Here is a 16,679-nt window from a genome sequence, read left to right on the forward strand (position 1 = left end):
GCTGATCCGGGGCTTCATCATTGTGGTACTAGTTGGTCGCGGGCTGATACAGAATTTTACCGAACCGGCGAGCGGTAGGCTAGGTTTCTAGAGGTCCCCTTAAGGGGGCCTCGAAAAACCGTAGCGGGTCACGCAGCAGGTTTTACGAGGTTCCCTTCAGTGCAATCTCCCCACCTTGTAAGCCAGCGGTAAGCCTTCCAGCTTATCGTGGGATCAAGCTCAGACAAATGGGCAGATTCCTTAATAAATGGAGACAAACAATGCAAGACGACCTGGTGAGAAAAATTAAGGCCGATCCGAATTATCACAAGCTGGTCAAAGAGCGTTCGCGGTTCGGCTGGATACTGACCGCGCTGATGATGGTGGTCTATTACGGCTACATCCTGCTGATCGCGTTCGACAAGGAGCTGCTGGCATCGAAAACCGGCGACGGCGTGATGACCTGGGGTATGCCGATCGGCCTGTTCGTGATCGTGTTTACCGTCATCATCACCGGCATCTATGTGCGCCGCGCCAACAGCGAATACGATGATCTGACCGCCTCTATCGCCGCACGGGTGAAAGCATGAGCGCCTCGAACCGCCAGCTGGCGGTGGTTGCGTCCGCGCTGATCGCTGCTGCGGTCAGCGGCGCCGTGTATGCTGCCGGCGGTGACCTCGGTCAGGCCACCAAGCAGGCCACCAACTGGACCGCCATCACCATGTTCGGCGTGTTCGTGCTCTTCACGCTATGGGTCACCAAGTGGGCTGCTGCCAAGACCAAGTCGGCCGCGGACTTCTACACTGCCGGTGGCGGCATCACCGGCTTCCAGAACGGCCTGGCGATTGCCGGCGACTTCATGTCGGCGGCATCGTTCCTCGGTATTTCCGCATCCGTGTTCCTGAACGGTTACGATGGCCTGATCTACGCCATCGGCTTCCTGGTCGGCTGGCCCGTGATCACGTTCCTGATGGCCGAGCGCCTGCGCAACCTGGGCCGCTTTACCTTTGCCGACGTTGCCGCCTACCGCTTCGCGCAAAAGCCGATCCGCATCTTTGCCGCATCCGGCACGCTGGTGGTGGTGGCGTTCTACCTGATCGCGCAGATGGTCGGCGCCGGTCAGCTGATCAAGCTGCTGTTCGGTCTCGAATACTGGATCGCGGTGGTGCTGGTCGGCACGCTGATGATGATCTATGTGCTGTTCGGCGGCATGACCGCCACCACCTGGGTGCAGATCATCAAGGCCGTGATGCTGCTCGGCGGCGCCAGCTTCATGGCGATCGCGGTGCTGGCGCAATTCGGCTTCAGCCCCGAAAGACTGTTCGCCAGGGCGGTGGAAGTGCATGCCAACAAGGATGCCATCATGGGGCCGGGCACCTTCATCAAGGATCCGATCTCGGCCATTTCGTTCGGCATGGCGCTGATGTTCGGTACCGCCGGCCTGCCGCACATCCTGATGCGCTTCTTCACTGTCCCGAATGCCAAGGAAGCGCGCAAGTCGGTGCTGTGGGCAACCACCTGGATCGGCTACTTCTACGTGCTGACCTTCATCATCGGTTTCGGCGCCATCGTGCTGGTCGGCACCAACCCCGACTTCAAGGATGCCGCAGGCAAGCTCCTGGGCGGTAACAATATGGCAGCGGTCCACCTGGCCAAGGCCGTGGGCGGCGACGTCTTCCTCGGCTTTATCTCGGCGGTGGCGTTTGCCACGATCCTGGCCGTGGTGGCGGGGCTGACGCTGTCCGGCGCGTCGGCGGTGTCGCACGATATTTATGCTACCGTGATCAAGAAGGGCAAGGCGACCGGCGCCGAAGAACTGCGCGTGTCGAAAATGACCACCGTAGCGTTGGGCATCGTCGCTGTGGTGCTGGGCATCGTGTTCGAGAAGCAGAACATCGCGTTCATGGTATCGCTGGCCTTCGCGATTGCCGCGTCGGCCAACTTCCCGGTGCTGTTCATGTCGGTGCTGTGGAAGGACTGCACCACGCGTGGCGCCACCATCGGCGGCTTCATCGGCCTGATTACGGCCGTGGGCCTGACCGTGGTATCGAAGTCGGTGTGGGTGGACGTGTTCGGCAAGGCGGAACCATTGTTCCCTTACGCGTCGCCGGCGATCTTCTCGATGGCGGCCGGCTTCATCGGCATCTGGGTGTTCTCCATCCTCGATAACGGCCAGCGCGCCCGGATCGACCGCGACGGCTTCGAAGCCCAGACCGTGCGCTCGGAAACCGGCATCGGTGCGGAGGGCGCCAGCGGCCACTGATCGGTCCCGAATAGCCAAAAAAAGCTAAGTTGTCACTACAATGCCCGGTTTTTTACCGGGCATTGTTGTTTTGAACACCAAAACCTCCTGAACTTGGTTTAACATCCGTCAACTAACAATAATAATTTGTTATGGTTGTTGATTATTCAGGGATCTTATGTTGAGCAATACGGAGTTTCTCGCTGGCGCACTGGCGCTGATCGGCGTGCCCGCGTGCGCCTACGGTGCGGACGCGACGGTGGTCGCGGCCAATGCAGAACTGGTCACGCTGCTGGGGCGCGATCCTCGCGGTTTCGGCGTGGACAAGCTGTTTACGCAGCACGTGCGCGAAGCCAGCGTCGCGCGCCTGACCGATACGCGGTCGGGCGTGCGCTGGGATACGTACCTGACGCCGGCCAGCGGCCATTATTTTGCGGTCCAGGCCTGGGTCAAGCCGCTGCCGGTGGACTCCGATATGGCGGGCACCACGGCAAGCACTACAGTAAGCACCACGGCGGGCGGCACCATCGTCTTCAACGACATCAGCGACGTGCGGCGCGACCAGCGTGCGCTGCGCAATGCGCTGCTGGAAAACCAGGCCATCCTCGACAGCGCGGTGCTCGGCATTTCGGTGGTGGAGAATGGCCGCAACCTGCACTGCAACGCCAAGATGGAGGAACTGTTCGGCTATCCGCCCGGTGGCATGAACAACCTGAGCGTGCAGGCCTTTTATGCCGACAAGGCAGCCTGGCAGGCCGCGCGCGCCGAGACCCTGCGCGACTTCATGGCCGGTCGCATCAACGTTTCCGAGTATGAGCTGGTGCGCCGCGACGGCACACCGTTCTGGGCCCGGCTGTCGGGGCGTCCGTTCGACCTCGCGCAGCCGCGCGGGCGCTCGGTGTGGCTGGTGGACGATATCACCGTGCGGCGCGAGGCGTCCGAGGCGGTCAGCCGCGCGCGCGATGAACTCGAAGTGCGGGTGCTCGAGCGCACGGCCGAACTGGCAGGCGCCAACGCGCTGCTGCAGGGCGAGATCATCGAGCGGCGCCAGGCCGAGGCGCGGGTCCACCACATGGCGTACCACGACAGCCTGACCGGTCTGCCCAACCGCGCGCTGCTGTCGGAGCGGCTCGACCGTGCCATGTCCAATGCCCGGCGCGCGCAGCGCCAGCTGGCGATCATGTTCATCGACCTCGATCGCTTCAAGACCATCAACGATTCGCTGGGCCACATGACCGGCGACCAGCTGCTGAGGGAAGTTGCGGACCGGTTGTGCTGCGCGGTACGCGCCGGCGACACCGTGGCGCGCCTGGGCGGCGACGAATTCGTGGTACTGCTGCCCGCTATCGCGGCAGCGGACGAAGCGGGCGCGGTAGCCTCCCAGATCATCGCTGCGCTCGAGCGCAGTTTTCCGATCGAGGGCTACCAGCTGCATATCACGCCGTCGATCGGCATCTGCATCTACCCAGACCACGGCGCCGACGTCGCCACGCTGATGCGCAACGCGGACACCGCGATGTACCACGCCAAGGCCACCGGCAGGAATAATTACCAATACTTCGAACCGGTGATGAACCAGGCCGCGGCCCAGCATTTCGAACTCGAATCGAACCTGCGCAGCGCGCTGGCGCACGAACAGTTCTCGCTGCGCTTCCAGCCCATCATGGACGTCGGCAGCCGCCGGCTGCACGCGCTGGAGGTATTGCTGCGCTGGCGCCGCGGCGGCGACGAGCTGGTGCTGCCCGACAGCTTCATTCCGATCATCGAGGATAACGGCATGATTGTGCCGATCGGTGAATGGGTGATCCGCCAGGCCTGCGAGCAAAGCATGGCGTGGCTGCAGGCCGGCCTGCAGCCGGTGCCGCTGGCGGTCAACCTGTCGGCGCGCCAGTTCATGCACGGCGGCCTGGTGCCGGCCGTGCGGCGCATCCTCGACGACACCGGCATCGATCCCGCGCTGCTGGAATTCGAGATCACGGAAACGGCGCTGATGCAGCATGGCGATCAGACCCAGCAGATCCTCGAGCAGATCAATGCCATGGGTATCCGCCTGTCGATCGACGATTTCGGTACCGGGTATTCGAGCCTGGCGTATCTGAAGCGCTTCCCGGTCAAGAAGATCAAGATCGACCGCGCCTTCATCAAGGATTTGCCCGACAGCGCCGAGGACCGCGCCATCGTGGCCGCGATCATCGCCTTGTCGGGCAGCCTGCAGCTGTCGGTGGTGGCAGAAGGGGTGGAGAACGAGGCGCAGTATGCGCTTCTGCAGCGCATCGGCTGCCAGTTTGCCCAGGGATTCCTGTTCTCCGAACCGGTGCCGCCGGACGCGGTGCGCCAGCTGCTGTCGCACCGGAATGCGGCGCTGGCGTAACGCTCAGTCGAGGGTGGCGATGACGGGCGTATGGTCGGAGGGCTGTTCCCATTTGCGCGGGGTGCGGTCGATCAAGCAGGCCGTGCAGCGCTGCGCCAGTGCCGGCGACAGCAGGATGTGATCGATGCGCAGTCCCTTGTTCAGGCGGAAGCCGAGACCGCGGTAATCCCACCAGCTGAACGATTTTTCCGGTTGCTCGAACAGGCGCAATGCATCGACCAGACCGACATCGAGCAGCCGCCGCAGGGCGGCGCGTTCCGGTGCCGAGACATGGACTTCACCTTCCCAGGCGGCCGGATCGTGGACGTCGCGGTCTTCCGGGGCGATGTTGTAGTCGCCGAGGACGGCCAGTTGCGGATGTGCTGCAGCTTGTTCGCCGATCCAGCGCTGGAAGGCGTCAAGCCAGCCCATCTTGTACTGGTATTTTTCGGACCCGACGCTCTGACCGTTCGGCACATAGGCGCACACGATACGCATGCCGTCGATGGTAGCCGTCAGAATACGCTGCTGGGGATCGTCGTAATGCGGATTGTTCTTGACTACGTTTTCGATAGGCTTCTTCGACAAAATAGCCACACCGTTGTAGGTCTTTTGTCCCGTAAACGCCACGTGGTAACCGGCCGCTTCGATCTGGGTCAGCGGAAACTTGTCGTCAGTTAATTTTGTTTCTTGGATGCAGAGGATATCGGTGGGGTTTGCCTCTAGCCATGCCATAACGTGCGGCAGTCTTACGTTCAGTGAGTTAACATTCCATGTAGCTAATTTCATCACTAGTTAATGTCCTTGAAGATGTGAGGTTGAAGGGGCAAGCAGGGTTGGCGCGCATCTTACCGCACTTAGATTTAACAGATGAGCACGTCTTTTTGCCGGGGCGAACGATGTTTTTTTCAAAAAAATTGTCAATCAGCCCTTCGCAAGAAGTTGCCCAGCCCCTAAAATGTTGCGAAAATTGTGAAATACAAAAAGATGTCCGTTTGCTCTCCAGTAGGAACAGGCAAACGTGTGGCCGGACAAAATATCAAAAAAGAAATATACTGTAACAAAAGTCAGGTCATTAGTTGTGTTGCCATTGAGCAACCCCAAGTGAGCAATAAAAGGTTATAGTCATTATTGTTTATTTGGAATACATGGTTCCGTTCAGAAATAACCTGTAGTTTTAACCGTAAATTGCGCGTAGCGCATTTGCAAAGGAATTAAAAATGCGAGCTGCATTTGAGGCATGGGCACAACGCGACGGACATATCGTACGCCGTCGCGAGGACAAACCGGAAGAATATCTGGTTTTTGAAACGCAACGGCGCTGGGTGATCTGGCAAGCTGCGTTGGAACACGGCAAGACGCCGGGCGGACGCAAGACCGCTGCGCAAAAGGAAGCCGCTGCCGCTGAAAAGCGTGCTGCCGAAGCGCTGCAACGCGCACCGGCAGTAAGCCAGGACGAGGCGGCCGTGCGCAACCAGGTGCTCAACGAGGTGATCGATGCATTCTCGTCGCTGGGCGGCCAGGGCGGCATGGACGACATCCTGAAAGTCGTCAACGGCCTGAAGAAAAAGCAGCAGGAGCAAGCCGAAGAGCGCGCCCCGGTTGCCAGCAAGGCAGCGGCGACCCAAAGCGCCTGATCGTGCCAGCCGTGACCGCAGCGTCGGCGCCATCGTTGCTCACTGCGCCTGCCAGACGTTTTCGCCACTACAAGGGCGGACTGTACGAACTGGTATGCGAGGCAACGCTGGAAGCGGACCTGAGCACCATGATCGTCTACCGTGCTGCTGACGGTTCCGTCTGGTGCCGTCCGGCCGCCGTGTTTTTCGAGCTGATCGAGGTCGATGGCGTCAAAGTGCAACGCTTTACGCCCCTTGATTAAAAGAATCAATCCTCGCGCGCCTTGATACACTGTCCCGGTATTCATTTCCGAGACTGACCATGGTTTTCCGCCTTCCCGCGCGCGCGCGCGCCGCCCTGCCCAGAACACTGACCATGATGGTTGCCGTGGTAGCGGCCATGGCCGTTTCCGGCTGCGCGTCGCTGAGCGAAACGACCGATCAAACCGTGCTGGTGCAGACCGTGCTCGACCACCGTCAGCTCGGTGGCGTGGGCTGCGTGCTGTACAACGACGCCGGCAAGTGGTTCGTCACCACGCCGGGTCGCGTCACCCTGCGCAAGAGCGCGTCGCCGTTGCGGATCGACTGCAAGAAGGAGGGGGCGGGCTGGGCCTACGAGCGCGTCGATCCCAGACCCAATGCTAATCTGTGGGGCAATTTGATCCTGACCGGGGGCGTCGGCTATTTTGTCGACCGCACTACCGGCGCCGGCTACGATTTTCCCTCCACGCTGACCGTGATCATGCGCCCGGCCGAAGAACGCGACGACTTGCCGCCGCCGGCGCCGGGCGTCACGCTGTATTAACAAAAAGGCAGACTGCGGTCTGCCTTTTTTGTTGTGTGCGCGCGTGCAGCGATCAGTTGCGCGTGGTGCGCGCGGTGCGCTCGGTCCGGCCAATCAGGAAGTTCGACAGCAGGGGCACCGGGCGGCCGGTGGCGCCTTTTGCACCGCCCGATTTCCAGGCCGTGCCGGCGATGTCGAGGTGGGCCCAGGTATACTTGCGGGTGAAGTTCTCGAGGAAAGCCGCTGCCGTGCACGAAGCGCCGCCCGGGCTGCCGATATTGGCGAGGTCGGCAAAGTTGGACTTCAGCTGCTCGTTGTATTCTTCGCCGATCGGCAGGCGCCACGCGGTGTCGCCGGCAGCTTTGCCCGCTGCCATGATCTCGTCGGCCAGCGCGTTGTGGGCGTCGTCGTCACGCGTAAACAGGCCGCTCTTGTGGTGGCCCAGCGCCACGATGCAGGCGCCGGTCAGCGTGGCTACGTCCAGCACCACGGCCGGGTTGAAGCGCTCGGCGTAGGTGAGGGCGTCGCACAGCACCAGGCGGCCTTCGGCGTCGGTGTTGAGAATCTCGATGGTCAGACCGTTCATCGAGGTGACGATGTCGCCCGGCTTGGTGGCGCGGCCCGACGGCATGTTTTCGCAGCTGGCGATCACGCCGATCACGTTCAGTTTCAAATTCATTTCGCCGATGGCGCGCATGGTGCCCAGCACCGATGCGGCCCCGCCCATGTCGTACTTCATCTCGTCCATGCCGGGACCGGCTTTGAGCGAAATGCCGCCGGTGTCGAAGGTGATGCCTTTACCGACCAGCACCACCGGCGCATCCTTGGCCTTGCCGCCCATGTGCTTGATGATGATGAACTTCGGCGGTTGCTCGCTGCCGTTGGTGACCGACAGGAAGCTGTTCATCTTCAGCGCTTCGAGCTGTTTGCGGTCCAGCACTTCGACGTCGAACTTGTAGTCCTTGCCCAGCTGGCGGGCCGTGTTGGCCAGGTGGGTCGGGGTGCAGATATTGGCCGACAGGTTGCCCAGCTCCTTGGTCAGGTCCATGCCGTTGGCGATGGCCACGGCCTGCGCCAGCGCCAGCTTGGTCTCGCCGGTCGCTGGCACGGCCAGTGCGATTTTCTTGACGCCAGCCGGCGCCGGATCCTTTTTGCTCTTCTGACCGTCGGTGCGGAACACGGCTTCGTGGCCCGCCTGCACGACGCAGCGGATCGCCCAGTTGACGTCACGCTCTTTCACTTCCGTCATCGGCAATGCGATAATAGCGTCGCTCGCGCCCAGGGCGCCGAAAGCCTTGATGGTCGCCGAGACGCCGCTGACAAAGCTTTTTTCGCTCACTGCACCATCATCGCTGCCCAGGCCCACCAGCAGCACGCGCTCGGCGGTCACGCCCTGTACGCCACGCAGCAGCAGGGTGGTGCCGGCCTTGCCGGTGATGTCGCCGGACTTGAGCGCAGCCGAGATCTCGCCGGAACCATCGAGGGCCTTGGCGGCTTGCGACAGCTTTTTGTTCTCGAAGACCGCGACGGCTACTACGCCGGTTTTTGCCGAGGCGATGGTGTTCTTGGTGTCGAATGCTTTTATGCTAAAGTCCATTTGATTCTCCGTGACTGTGTGCGAATTGCCTGCCTGTTTCAGGTATCTGGCAAGGCTGTTACTTTTAATTTTTTTGGCCCTGTCTGAGCTGTTACCGGGCCATAACCATCAATTATAAACTTCGAATGATTTTTCAACGTGCCCTACGACGAGAAATGGCCGCTGCGGCCGGCACCACCTTCACGGTGCTCTTCAGCGTCTGCGTGACCTGGACGCTGATCGGCATTCTCGGCAAGGCCGCCGGCGGTAAAGTCGATTCCGGCGACGTGCTGGCGCTGATCATGTTCGCGACCGTCAATTACCTGCCCACCATCCTGATCCTCACCAGCTTCATCTCGGTGCTGATGGTTGTCACGCGCACCTATCGCGATTCCGAGATGGTGGTGTGGTTCGCGTCGGGCCTGAGCCTGACGCGCTGGATCTGGCCGGTGCTCACTTTCGGCATTCCGATGGTGCTGCTCACCGGCGCCCTGAGCCTGGTGGCCGCGCCGTGGGCCAAGGAAAAGAGTTCGGAGTACATCGAACGCTTCGCCAAGCGCGAAGACCTGCAAAAAATCTCGCCGGGCCAGTTCCGCGAATCGTCGTCGGCCAACCGCATCTTCTTCGTCGAAGGCGTGGCCGGCGACACCTCGGTCGTGCACAACGTGTTCGTGAACACCGTCGATGAACGCGGCACCGCCATCATCGTCGCGCGCGAAGGCGTGATCAGCACCGGCGCCAAAGGTGAGCGCTACCTGGTGCTCAAGAACGGCCGCCGCTACCAGGGCATCCCGGGCCAATCCGATTTCCAGACCATGGAATTCGAGAGCTACAGCATGCGCGTGGCCAGCCAGTCGCAGGAACTCGCTACCGATAACGACACCGACGCCGTGCCCACCTTGGCGCTGTTTGCCGATAACAGCAACGCCGGCCGCGCCGAACTGCTCTCGCGCATCGCTGCACCGCTCACCTGCCTGCTGCTGGTGCTGCTGGCCATTCCGCTGGGGTTCGTCAATCCGCGCGCGGGCAGTTCGGCCAACCTGATCATCGCGCTGCTGATCTTCTTCTCGTATAACAACCTGGTCAAGCTGATGGAAGGCATCGTCCAGGGCGGCAAGATATCGTTCGCGCTGGGCTGGTGGCCGCTGCACCTGGTGACCGCGCTGGTGGTGCTGGCGTTGTTTGCCTGGCGCCTGAACCTGAACCACCCTTACCACCCGCTGGCCGTGCTGGCGGCGATGAAACGCTCGCGCCATGGCGCCGACAACAAGGCTGTCTCGCCATGAAAATCCTGCAACGCTATTTCGCCGTCTCGATCCTGCAGGCGGTGCTTTTCGTACTCGTGGCCTTCCTGCTGCTGCAAGCCTTCCTCGACTTCACCGGCGAATTGCGCTCGGTCGGCAAGAACGGCTACACGCTGCAATACGCGCTGCTGTACGTGGTGGCGCGCATACCCGGTTATGTGTATCAGGTGATGCCGGTGGCTTCGCTGATCGGCACCATCTACATCATGGCGCAGTTCGCGGCTACGTCCGAGTTCACCATCATGCGCGCCGCGTCCATGTCCACCGGCATGGTGGCCGCGATGCTGGCCAAGATCGGCGTGGTACTGGTGATCATCACCTTCATCTTCGGCGAGATCATCACGCCGCGCACGGCGCCGATCGCCGAGACCATCAAGCTCAATTCGCGCGGGGCGGCCATTTCGTCGGAGTTCCGTTCCGGCCTGTGGACCAAGGACATCGTCAAGTCCGACGGCATGACCGGCACCGTCACCGGCTCGCGCTTCTTCAATGTGCGCGAAGTACGACCCGACGGCACGCTGGTGGACGTCAAGCTGTACGAGTTCGATAACAGCTTCCGCCTGCGCTCGATCACGGCGGCCAAGCGCGGCACTTTCCAGGGCAAGAACAACTGGCTGCTGTCCGATGTCACCGAAAACATCTTCACCAATCCGGCGCTGCTCAAGCCGGGCATGATCGCCAGCCTGGAAAACAACTTCGGCCAGGAGTCCAGCCTGATCGAGACCCATCACAGCACCACCAAGGGCCTGGTGTCCGAGATCACGCCGCGCATCCTGGCCGTGTCCGGCGCCGACCCGGACCGCATGTCGGCCAACGAACTGCTGGTGTACACGCGCCACCTGCAGGAAAACCGCCAGGAGACCGAGCGTTTCAAGATCGCGTTCTGGAAAAAGCTGTTCGACCCGCTGGCGATTTTCGTGCTGATGGCGCTGGCGCTGCCGTTCGGTTACCTGCACACCCGCAGCGGCGGCGTGAGCCTGAAGATTTTCGTCGGCATCATGATCGGGGTGAGCTTCCTGCTGGTGAACACCTTGTTCTCGCACCTCGGCGTGCTCAGTACCTGGCCCGCCATCCTGACCGCGATCGCCCCGAGTTTGTTGTACCTGTGCCTGGCGCTAGGTGCGCTATGGTGGGTGGAGAGACACTAGATGAGCAAGCAAGCCCTGATCTTATTCGCCCACGGCGCCCGCGCCGCCTCCTGGGCCGCACCGTTCGAACGGCTGCGCGACCTCACGCGCGCACGGCTGCCCGATACCCGGGTGGAGCTGGCCTTTCTCGAATTGATGTCACCGCGTCTGCCCGAGATGGTGGCGGAAATGGCCGCGCAGGGCATCGACGACGTCACCGTGGTGCCGGTATTCCTGGGACAGGGCGGCCACGTGCTGCGCGACCTGCCGCTGATGGTGGAACAGCTGCGCATCGATCATCCGCAGCTGTCGTTCAAGGTGGTGGGGGCGGCCGGGGAGGATGCGAAGGTGCTCGATGCATTGACCGATTACTGCGTCAACGCGCTGTAAAGGCCGCTTCAGCGCAGCCAGCGCTTCGTTGCAGCGCCTTGCCGTGCTCACGCACTGTCTGCGTCGCTGCGCCTCGCTCTGGCAGCCCTGAAGCGGCCTTTTACGCTGCAGCGCNGCCAGCGCTTCGTTGCAGCGCCTTGCCGTGCTCACGCACTGTCTGCGTCGCTGCGCCTCGCTCTGGCAGCCCTGAAGCGGCCTTTTACGCTGCAGCGCATTCAGCGCTTCGTTGCAGCGCCTTGCCGTGCTAACGCACTGTCTGCGTCGCTGCGCCTCGCTCTGGCAGCCCTGAAGCGGCCTTTTACGCTTCGGCGCAGCCAGCGCTTCGTTGCAGCGCCTTGCCGTGCTCACGCACTGTCTGCGTCGCTGCGCCTCGCTCTGGCAGCCCTGAAGCGGCCTTTTACGCTGCAGCGCNCCAGCGCTTCGTTGCAGCGCCTTGCCGTGCTCACGCACTGTCTGCGTCGCTGCGCCTCGCTCTGGCAGCCCTGAAGCGGCCTTTTACGCTGCAGCGCAGTAGCGCTTCGTTGCAGCGCCTTGCCGTGCTCACGCACTGTCTGCGTCGCTGCGCCTCGCTCTGGCAGCCCTGAAGCGGCCTTTTATGCTTCAGCGCAGCCATCGCTTCGTTGCAGCGCCTTGCAATGACTTTGGATTAGTGGCGCGGTACCAGCTTGATCTCGTAGAGCCTGGGCCACAGCTTGCCGGTCACGAACAGCCGCTTCTTGGCGGCGTCGTAGGCGATGCCGTTCAACACGTTGTCGGCGGCCGCGCCTTTGCCGGCGTCTGCGTACAGTTTTCCGAGGTCGATCCAGCCGGTGATCTTGCCGGTCTTCTGGTCGATGCGGGCGATCGTGTTGGTTTGCCAGATGTTGGCGAAGATCTCGTCGCCTACCACTTCCAGTTCGTTGATCTGATCGACCGCGATGCCGTCGGCGGTGACCTTCACGCGCCGCACTTCGAGGAACGTCTTCGGATCGAGGAAGCGCAGCGTGCTGCTGCCGTCGCTGAGCACCAGTTCCTTGCCGTTTTGCGCCAGTCCCCAGCCTTCGCCCGGATAGGCAAACTCGCCCTTCGGCTCGAAGGTCTTGAGGTCGAACACGAAGCCGGTCTGCGAGCGCCAGGTGATGCTCACCAGCGTGTCGTTCCAGTCGGTCATCCCTTCGCCGAAATACTGTGCCGGAATGTCGCGGCTTTGCAGCACCTGGCCCGTTTCCAGCTGCACCTTGCGGATGGTGGACCTGCCGTTCAGGCCCGTACTCTCGTACAGATATCCGTCGCGGTACAGCAGGCCCTGGGTAAAGGCCTGGGCGTCATGCGGGTAGCTGTGGACGATCTTGAAATCGTAGGTGGGGACTGCTGCGGCAGCCGTCGTGGTGGTGGCAGCCAGGAAGGCGGATAAAAGAAATACGGGCAGGCGGTTCAGGTTCACAGGGGCGATCGTCAGGTAAGGGCAGCGTTTTGCAGTTCGACCAAGGCGTCGAGCGTGGTGCCGGGATGGGCGAATTCGGCCTCGATACAGGCGCGTGCTTCGGGCGCGGTAATCAGTGAGACTGCCTGCTGGCGCAGCCGGGCGGCGCCCGCATGGTCGCCGTAGCCGTCGAGCAGTTCCAGGATCAGCCGCACTTCGGTCATGTAATTGTAGACGGTGGCCAGCAGCTCGGACATGCCGGCGTCGCCGAGCAGGTCGAGCGTGGCCACGTGGGCATTCACTTCGGCCGCGTAGTCGCCCAGGTGGGCGTCCGGATGCGGCAGATAGGTGCGGGCCAGCGAGAAGTCGCCGCAGGCCATCATCGACGGCAGCGCCGAGTTGGCGCACTCGCGCGCCAGATCGGCCGGCAGACGCTGGAACAGCTGGTAGGTGTGCTGGGCGTCGCCGAGCTTGTCGTTGATGGCGCGTACGTCGTTGAACAGGATGGCGTCGGCCTCAGCCTTGGCCTCGGGATCGGCCCCGGTGCCGATGTCGGCCAGCAGGCGCGCAGCGTCGCGGTCGCGCAGCGCGACCAGCGCCTGGCGCGCGGGCAGGTGTTCCTCGGCCAGCTTGGCCCAGCCATTGAGCACATACGACAGGCGCAGCGGCGCCACCTCGGATGCATGCTCGGAGGTAGCCTCGAACAGCCAGGTGTAGTCCTGCAGCGCGGCGTCGAATTCGCCGGCCGAATGCGCGGTCCACGCACGGTTCAGGATGTCGTGAACATTATCCATTGCTGCCTCGGGCACAGTTGGTAAGAATGGATATTCTATTACGCTTTTGGGGAATTTATGCGCGGAGTTGCTGCCCGATTGCGTCGCTGATCCGGGATTCGAGCTGCTGGTGACTACGCGTTTGCATGGCGTCGCCGATCATGACCAGCACCGGGCCGTGCGCTTCACCGAGGCCGTGGGCCATGGCAGCGATGGTCATGCGGCGGATGCGCTGGTCGGCGCGGCTCACATTTTCGATCACGATCACCGGCATGTCGGCGCGGCGGCCGGCGTCCAGCAGGCGCTGCGCCGTGGCGATGGCCTCGCGCCCGCCCATGTACTGCACCAGCGTGTCGGCATCGGGAATGGCATCGTGCTCGCTCTCGCCAGGGGCGGTGGACGAGGTGAAAAACGCCACGCTGCGCGAGACCCCGCGCTTGGTCAGCGGTTGCCCGGTGGTGGCGGCGGCGGCCAGCGCGGTGGTGATGCCGGGGACGACCTCGACCTCGATACCGGCTTCCTCGAGCGCGCGCAGTTCTTCGTCGGCGCGGCCGAACAGCATCGGGTCGCCGCCTTTCAGGCGCACCACCAGCGCCGCCTTGCGGGCGTGGTCGATCAGCTGCTTGTTGATGAAGTGCTGGGCGCTCGAGAGCTGGCCGCAGCGCTTACCCACCAGGATCTTCTCGGCCTGCGGGCACAGTTCCAGCATCTCGGGCGTGACCAGCGCGTCGTGCAGCACCACGTCGGCTTGCGCCAGCAGGCGCGCGCCGCGCAGCGTCATGAGGTCCTGGGCGCCGGGGCCGGCGCCGATCAGATAGACTTTTCCGGGAGTTGGCATAGTAGTAAATTCCGTGGGGGCAGCACTGCGGGCGGCAGTTCTCAATCCGCCAGACGAATCATACCTGCTGCCACGGTCTGGTGGGTCACTTCATCGATCAGGATGAAGGCGCCGGTGGCGCGGATGTCGGCGTAGGCGTCCGCTGCCAGCGGCTGCTGCACGGTCAGACCGATGCGCGCGATGTCGTTCAGTTTCAGTCCGTCCGCGCTGTGGCGCTGCTGGGTATTGATGTCCAGCAGCGAGTCGATGGCCGTGACCTTGGCCGAGGTCTGCCGGGTGCCATGCTTGATCCAGTACTTGCGGCGCTGGTCCAGCGGTTCGTCCGACATCCAGCACACGTCCGCCGTCAGTGTCTTGAGCAGCGTGGCCGGCTGGGCGGCGCCGGCCAGCAGGTCGCCGCGCGAGATATCGAGGTATTCTTCCAGCAGCAGGGTGACCGACTGGCCCACCACGGCCGAGCGGTGCGAGCCTTCGAGCGTGACGATGTCCTTGACGGTGGCGCTCTGGCCCGACGGCTGCACCACCAGCTTGTCGCCGACCGATACCTTGCCGGCTTCGATGCGGCCCATGTAGCCGCGGAAGTCGTTGGCTTCGTGGCCGTTGTGGCGCGCCACCAGCTGCACCGGGAAGCGGAATGGCGCATCGTGCGATTCGTCGTACACGGACAGCGATTCGAGCAGTTCGATCAGGGTCGGCCCCTGGTACCAGGCCAGCTTGTCGCTCCTGTCCACGACGTTGTCGCCGGTAAGGGCCGACAGCGGGATCGGCGTCACGTCCTGCAGGCCGAGCGTGGCGGCAAATTCCTGGTAAGCCTTGACAATGCGCTCGTAGATCGCCTGGTCGTAGTTCACCAGGTCCATCTTGTTGACGGCGACGATCACGTGCTCGATCTGCAGCAGGTGCGCGATGGTCGAATGGCGCTTGGTCTGGATCAGCAACTCGACACCACCGTCTTCGCGCAGCTTCACCTTCGATACGTCGACCAGGATGATCACCGCGTCGGCGGTCGAGGCGCCGGTGACCATGTTGCGCGTGTACTGCTCGTGGCCCGGCGTATCGGCGATGATGAACTTGCGCTTGGGCGTGGCGAAGTAGCGGTAGGCGACGTCGATGGTGATGCCCTGTTCGCGCTCGGCTTCCAGGCCGTCGGTCAGCAGCGACAGGTCGACCGTGTCGCCGACCGTGCGCTTGTGCTTGGAGCGCGACATGGCGTCGAGCTGGTCGGCGAAGATGCCCTTGCTGTCGAACAGCAGGCGGCCGATCAGCGTGCTCTTGCCGTCATCGACGGAACCGGCGGTGATGAAGCGCAGCAGGCCGCGCTCGGACAAGTTTTGTATCGGTGCGTTCATCAGAAGTATCCTGCTTTCTTACGTTTTTCCATCGATGCTTCGGAAGTCTGGTCGTCCATGCGGGTGGCGCCGCGCTCGGTGATTTGCGTCACGGCCGTTTCGGCGATGATGGCGTCCACCGTGGCGGCATCCGACGCGACCGGGCAGGTGCACGAAATATCGCCGACGGTACGGAAGCGCACCACTTGCGTTGCCACGGTTTCGCCGTCGCGCGGCGGTGTCAGATCGGTCAGCGGCACCAGCAGGCCGTTGCGCGGAATCACCTGGCGCTGGTGGGCGAAGTAGATCGGCGGCAGCGCCAGTTTTTCGCGGGCGATGTACTGCCACACATCGAGCTCGGTCCAGTTCGAGATCGGGAACACGCGCATGTTTTCGCCCGGATGGACGCGCGTGTTATACAGGTCCCACAATTCCGGCCGCTGCGATTTCGGATCCCACTGGCCGAATTCGTCGCGGAACGAAAAGATGCGTTCCTTGGCGCGCGCCTTTTCCTCGTCGCGGCGGGCGCCGCCGATGCAGGCGTCGAAACCGTGTTCGGCGATGGTCTCCAGCAGCGTGACGGCCTGCGCGGCATTGCGCGAATCGGTCTGCGGATTACGCAGGCGCACCGTGCCCTTTTTGATCGATTCCTCGACCGAGCCGACGATCAGGCGTTCGCCCAGTTCGGCCACGCGCTGGTCGCGGAAGGCGATCACTTCCGGGAAGTTGTGGCCGGTATCGACGTGCACCAGCGGGAATGGGAATTTACCGGGCCGGAAAGCCTTTTCGGCGATGCGCAGCAGCACCACCGAGTCTTTGCCGCCCGAGAACAGCAGGGCAGGGTTGGCGCATTCGGCCGCCACTTCGCGCATGATGTGGATCGCTTCCGATTCCAGGGCGTCGAGGTGGCGTGCGTTGACGTGCACGGCGGGGTTTTCAGCGATTGCGTTCATATTGTACTTACCTATTC

General features: G+C 62.7%; 16 protein-coding genes. 9 read left to right on the top strand and 7 right to left on the bottom strand.

Features of this window, described 5'->3' with window-relative positions; genetic code table 11:
* Positions 1–260: 260 nt before the first annotated feature.
* The 3 genes from ASF61_RS07645 to ASF61_RS07655 all read left to right on the top strand — a co-directional run bounded on the left by ASF61_RS07645 (position 261) and on the right by ASF61_RS07655 (position 4,592).
* The gene (locus ASF61_RS07645; protein ID WP_056153486.1) at positions 261–569 is read left to right on the top strand and encodes a DUF485 domain-containing protein; all 309 of its coding nucleotides are present in this window, start codon (positions 261–263) and stop codon (positions 567–569) included.
* Positions 566–2,242: a cation acetate symporter gene (locus tag ASF61_RS07650; RefSeq protein ID WP_056153491.1), complete on the top strand. Its 1,677-nt coding sequence runs from the start codon at positions 566–568 to the stop codon at positions 2,240–2,242. Before ASF61_RS07645 ends, ASF61_RS07650 begins: the two co-directional genes overlap by 4 nt.
* A 157-nt stretch (positions 2,243–2,399) precedes the next feature.
* A complete protein-coding gene (locus ASF61_RS07655; RefSeq protein ID WP_082491324.1) occupies positions 2,400–4,592 on the top strand; it encodes an EAL domain-containing protein in 2,193 nt (730 codons plus the stop codon).
* A gap of 3 nt (positions 4,593–4,595) precedes the next feature.
* Here ASF61_RS07655 and xth read toward each other — a convergent pair whose 3' ends face one another.
* On the bottom strand, positions 4,596–5,360 hold the full coding sequence (xth, locus tag ASF61_RS07660; protein ID WP_056153493.1) for an exodeoxyribonuclease III: 765 nt from the start codon (positions 5,358–5,360) through the stop codon (positions 4,596–4,598).
* 536 nt (positions 5,361–5,896) lie between these two features.
* Here xth and ASF61_RS07665 point away from each other — a divergent pair.
* From ASF61_RS07665 to ASF61_RS07675, 3 genes are read left to right on the top strand one after another with little or no spacing between them, the layout of a single operon-like run.
* Complete coding sequence (locus ASF61_RS07665; protein ID WP_229205756.1) at positions 5,897–6,208, top strand: hypothetical protein; 312 nt, start codon at positions 5,897–5,899, stop codon at positions 6,206–6,208.
* A gap of 35 nt (positions 6,209–6,243) precedes the next feature.
* On the top strand, positions 6,244–6,450 hold the full coding sequence (locus tag ASF61_RS07670; protein WP_056153548.1) for a DUF1653 domain-containing protein: 207 nt from the start codon (positions 6,244–6,246) through the stop codon (positions 6,448–6,450).
* A gap of 59 nt (positions 6,451–6,509) precedes the next feature.
* Complete coding sequence (locus tag ASF61_RS07675) at positions 6,510–6,992, top strand: hypothetical protein (protein ID WP_229205757.1); 483 nt, start codon at positions 6,510–6,512, stop codon at positions 6,990–6,992.
* A gap of 52 nt (positions 6,993–7,044) precedes the next feature.
* Here ASF61_RS07675 and ASF61_RS07680 read toward each other — a convergent pair whose 3' ends face one another.
* Positions 7,045–8,568: a leucyl aminopeptidase gene (locus ASF61_RS07680; protein ID WP_056153500.1), complete on the bottom strand. Its 1,524-nt coding sequence runs from the start codon at positions 8,566–8,568 to the stop codon at positions 7,045–7,047.
* A gap of 125 nt (positions 8,569–8,693) precedes the next feature.
* Between ASF61_RS07680 and lptF the strand changes: the two genes are divergently transcribed.
* The 3 genes from lptF to ASF61_RS07695 are packed head-to-tail and all read left to right on the top strand — an operon-like array spanning position 8,694 to position 11,368.
* Positions 8,694–9,833: an LPS export ABC transporter permease LptF gene (lptF, locus tag ASF61_RS07685; RefSeq protein WP_056153502.1), complete on the top strand. Its 1,140-nt coding sequence runs from the start codon at positions 8,694–8,696 to the stop codon at positions 9,831–9,833.
* A complete protein-coding gene (lptG, locus tag ASF61_RS07690; protein ID WP_056153505.1) occupies positions 9,830–10,999 on the top strand; it encodes an LPS export ABC transporter permease LptG in 1,170 nt (389 codons plus the stop codon). The genes lptF and lptG overlap by 4 nt, the downstream gene beginning before the upstream one ends.
* A complete protein-coding gene (locus tag ASF61_RS07695) occupies positions 11,000–11,368 on the top strand; it encodes a sirohydrochlorin chelatase (protein ID WP_056153508.1) in 369 nt (122 codons plus the stop codon).
* Between the two features lie 646 nt (positions 11,369–12,014).
* Here ASF61_RS07695 and ASF61_RS07700 read toward each other — a convergent pair.
* From ASF61_RS07700 to cysD, 5 genes are read right to left on the bottom strand one after another with little or no spacing between them, the layout of a single operon-like run.
* Positions 12,015–12,791, bottom strand: a complete 777-nt coding sequence (locus ASF61_RS07700; protein ID WP_200919826.1) for a glutaminyl-peptide cyclotransferase — start codon at positions 12,789–12,791, stop codon at positions 12,015–12,017.
* A gap of 11 nt (positions 12,792–12,802) precedes the next feature.
* Positions 12,803–13,564, bottom strand: coding sequence for a hypothetical protein (locus ASF61_RS07705; RefSeq protein WP_056153511.1), 762 nt, complete (start codon positions 13,562–13,564; stop codon positions 12,803–12,805).
* A gap of 55 nt (positions 13,565–13,619) precedes the next feature.
* Entirely contained in the window at positions 13,620–14,381 is a 762-nt protein-coding gene (gene cobA / locus ASF61_RS07710) for a uroporphyrinogen-III C-methyltransferase (RefSeq protein WP_056153514.1), read from the bottom strand.
* Positions 14,382–14,422: 41 nt separating this feature from the next.
* Positions 14,423–15,730: a sulfate adenylyltransferase subunit 1 gene (locus tag ASF61_RS07715; protein WP_056153517.1), complete on the bottom strand. Its 1,308-nt coding sequence runs from the start codon at positions 15,728–15,730 to the stop codon at positions 14,423–14,425.
* Positions 15,730–16,662 carry a sulfate adenylyltransferase subunit CysD gene (gene cysD / locus ASF61_RS07720; protein WP_056153521.1) on the bottom strand — a complete coding sequence of 311 codons (933 nt, stop codon included), beginning with the start codon at positions 16,660–16,662 and terminating at the stop codon, positions 15,730–15,732. Before cysD ends, ASF61_RS07715 begins: the two co-directional genes overlap by 1 nt.
* Between the last annotated feature and the right edge of the window lie 17 nt (positions 16,663–16,679).

Origin of the sequence: Duganella sp. Leaf126 (assembly GCF_001423125.1) — a bacterium.
Taxonomy (GTDB): Bacteria; Pseudomonadota; Gammaproteobacteria; order Burkholderiales; family Burkholderiaceae_D; genus Rugamonas.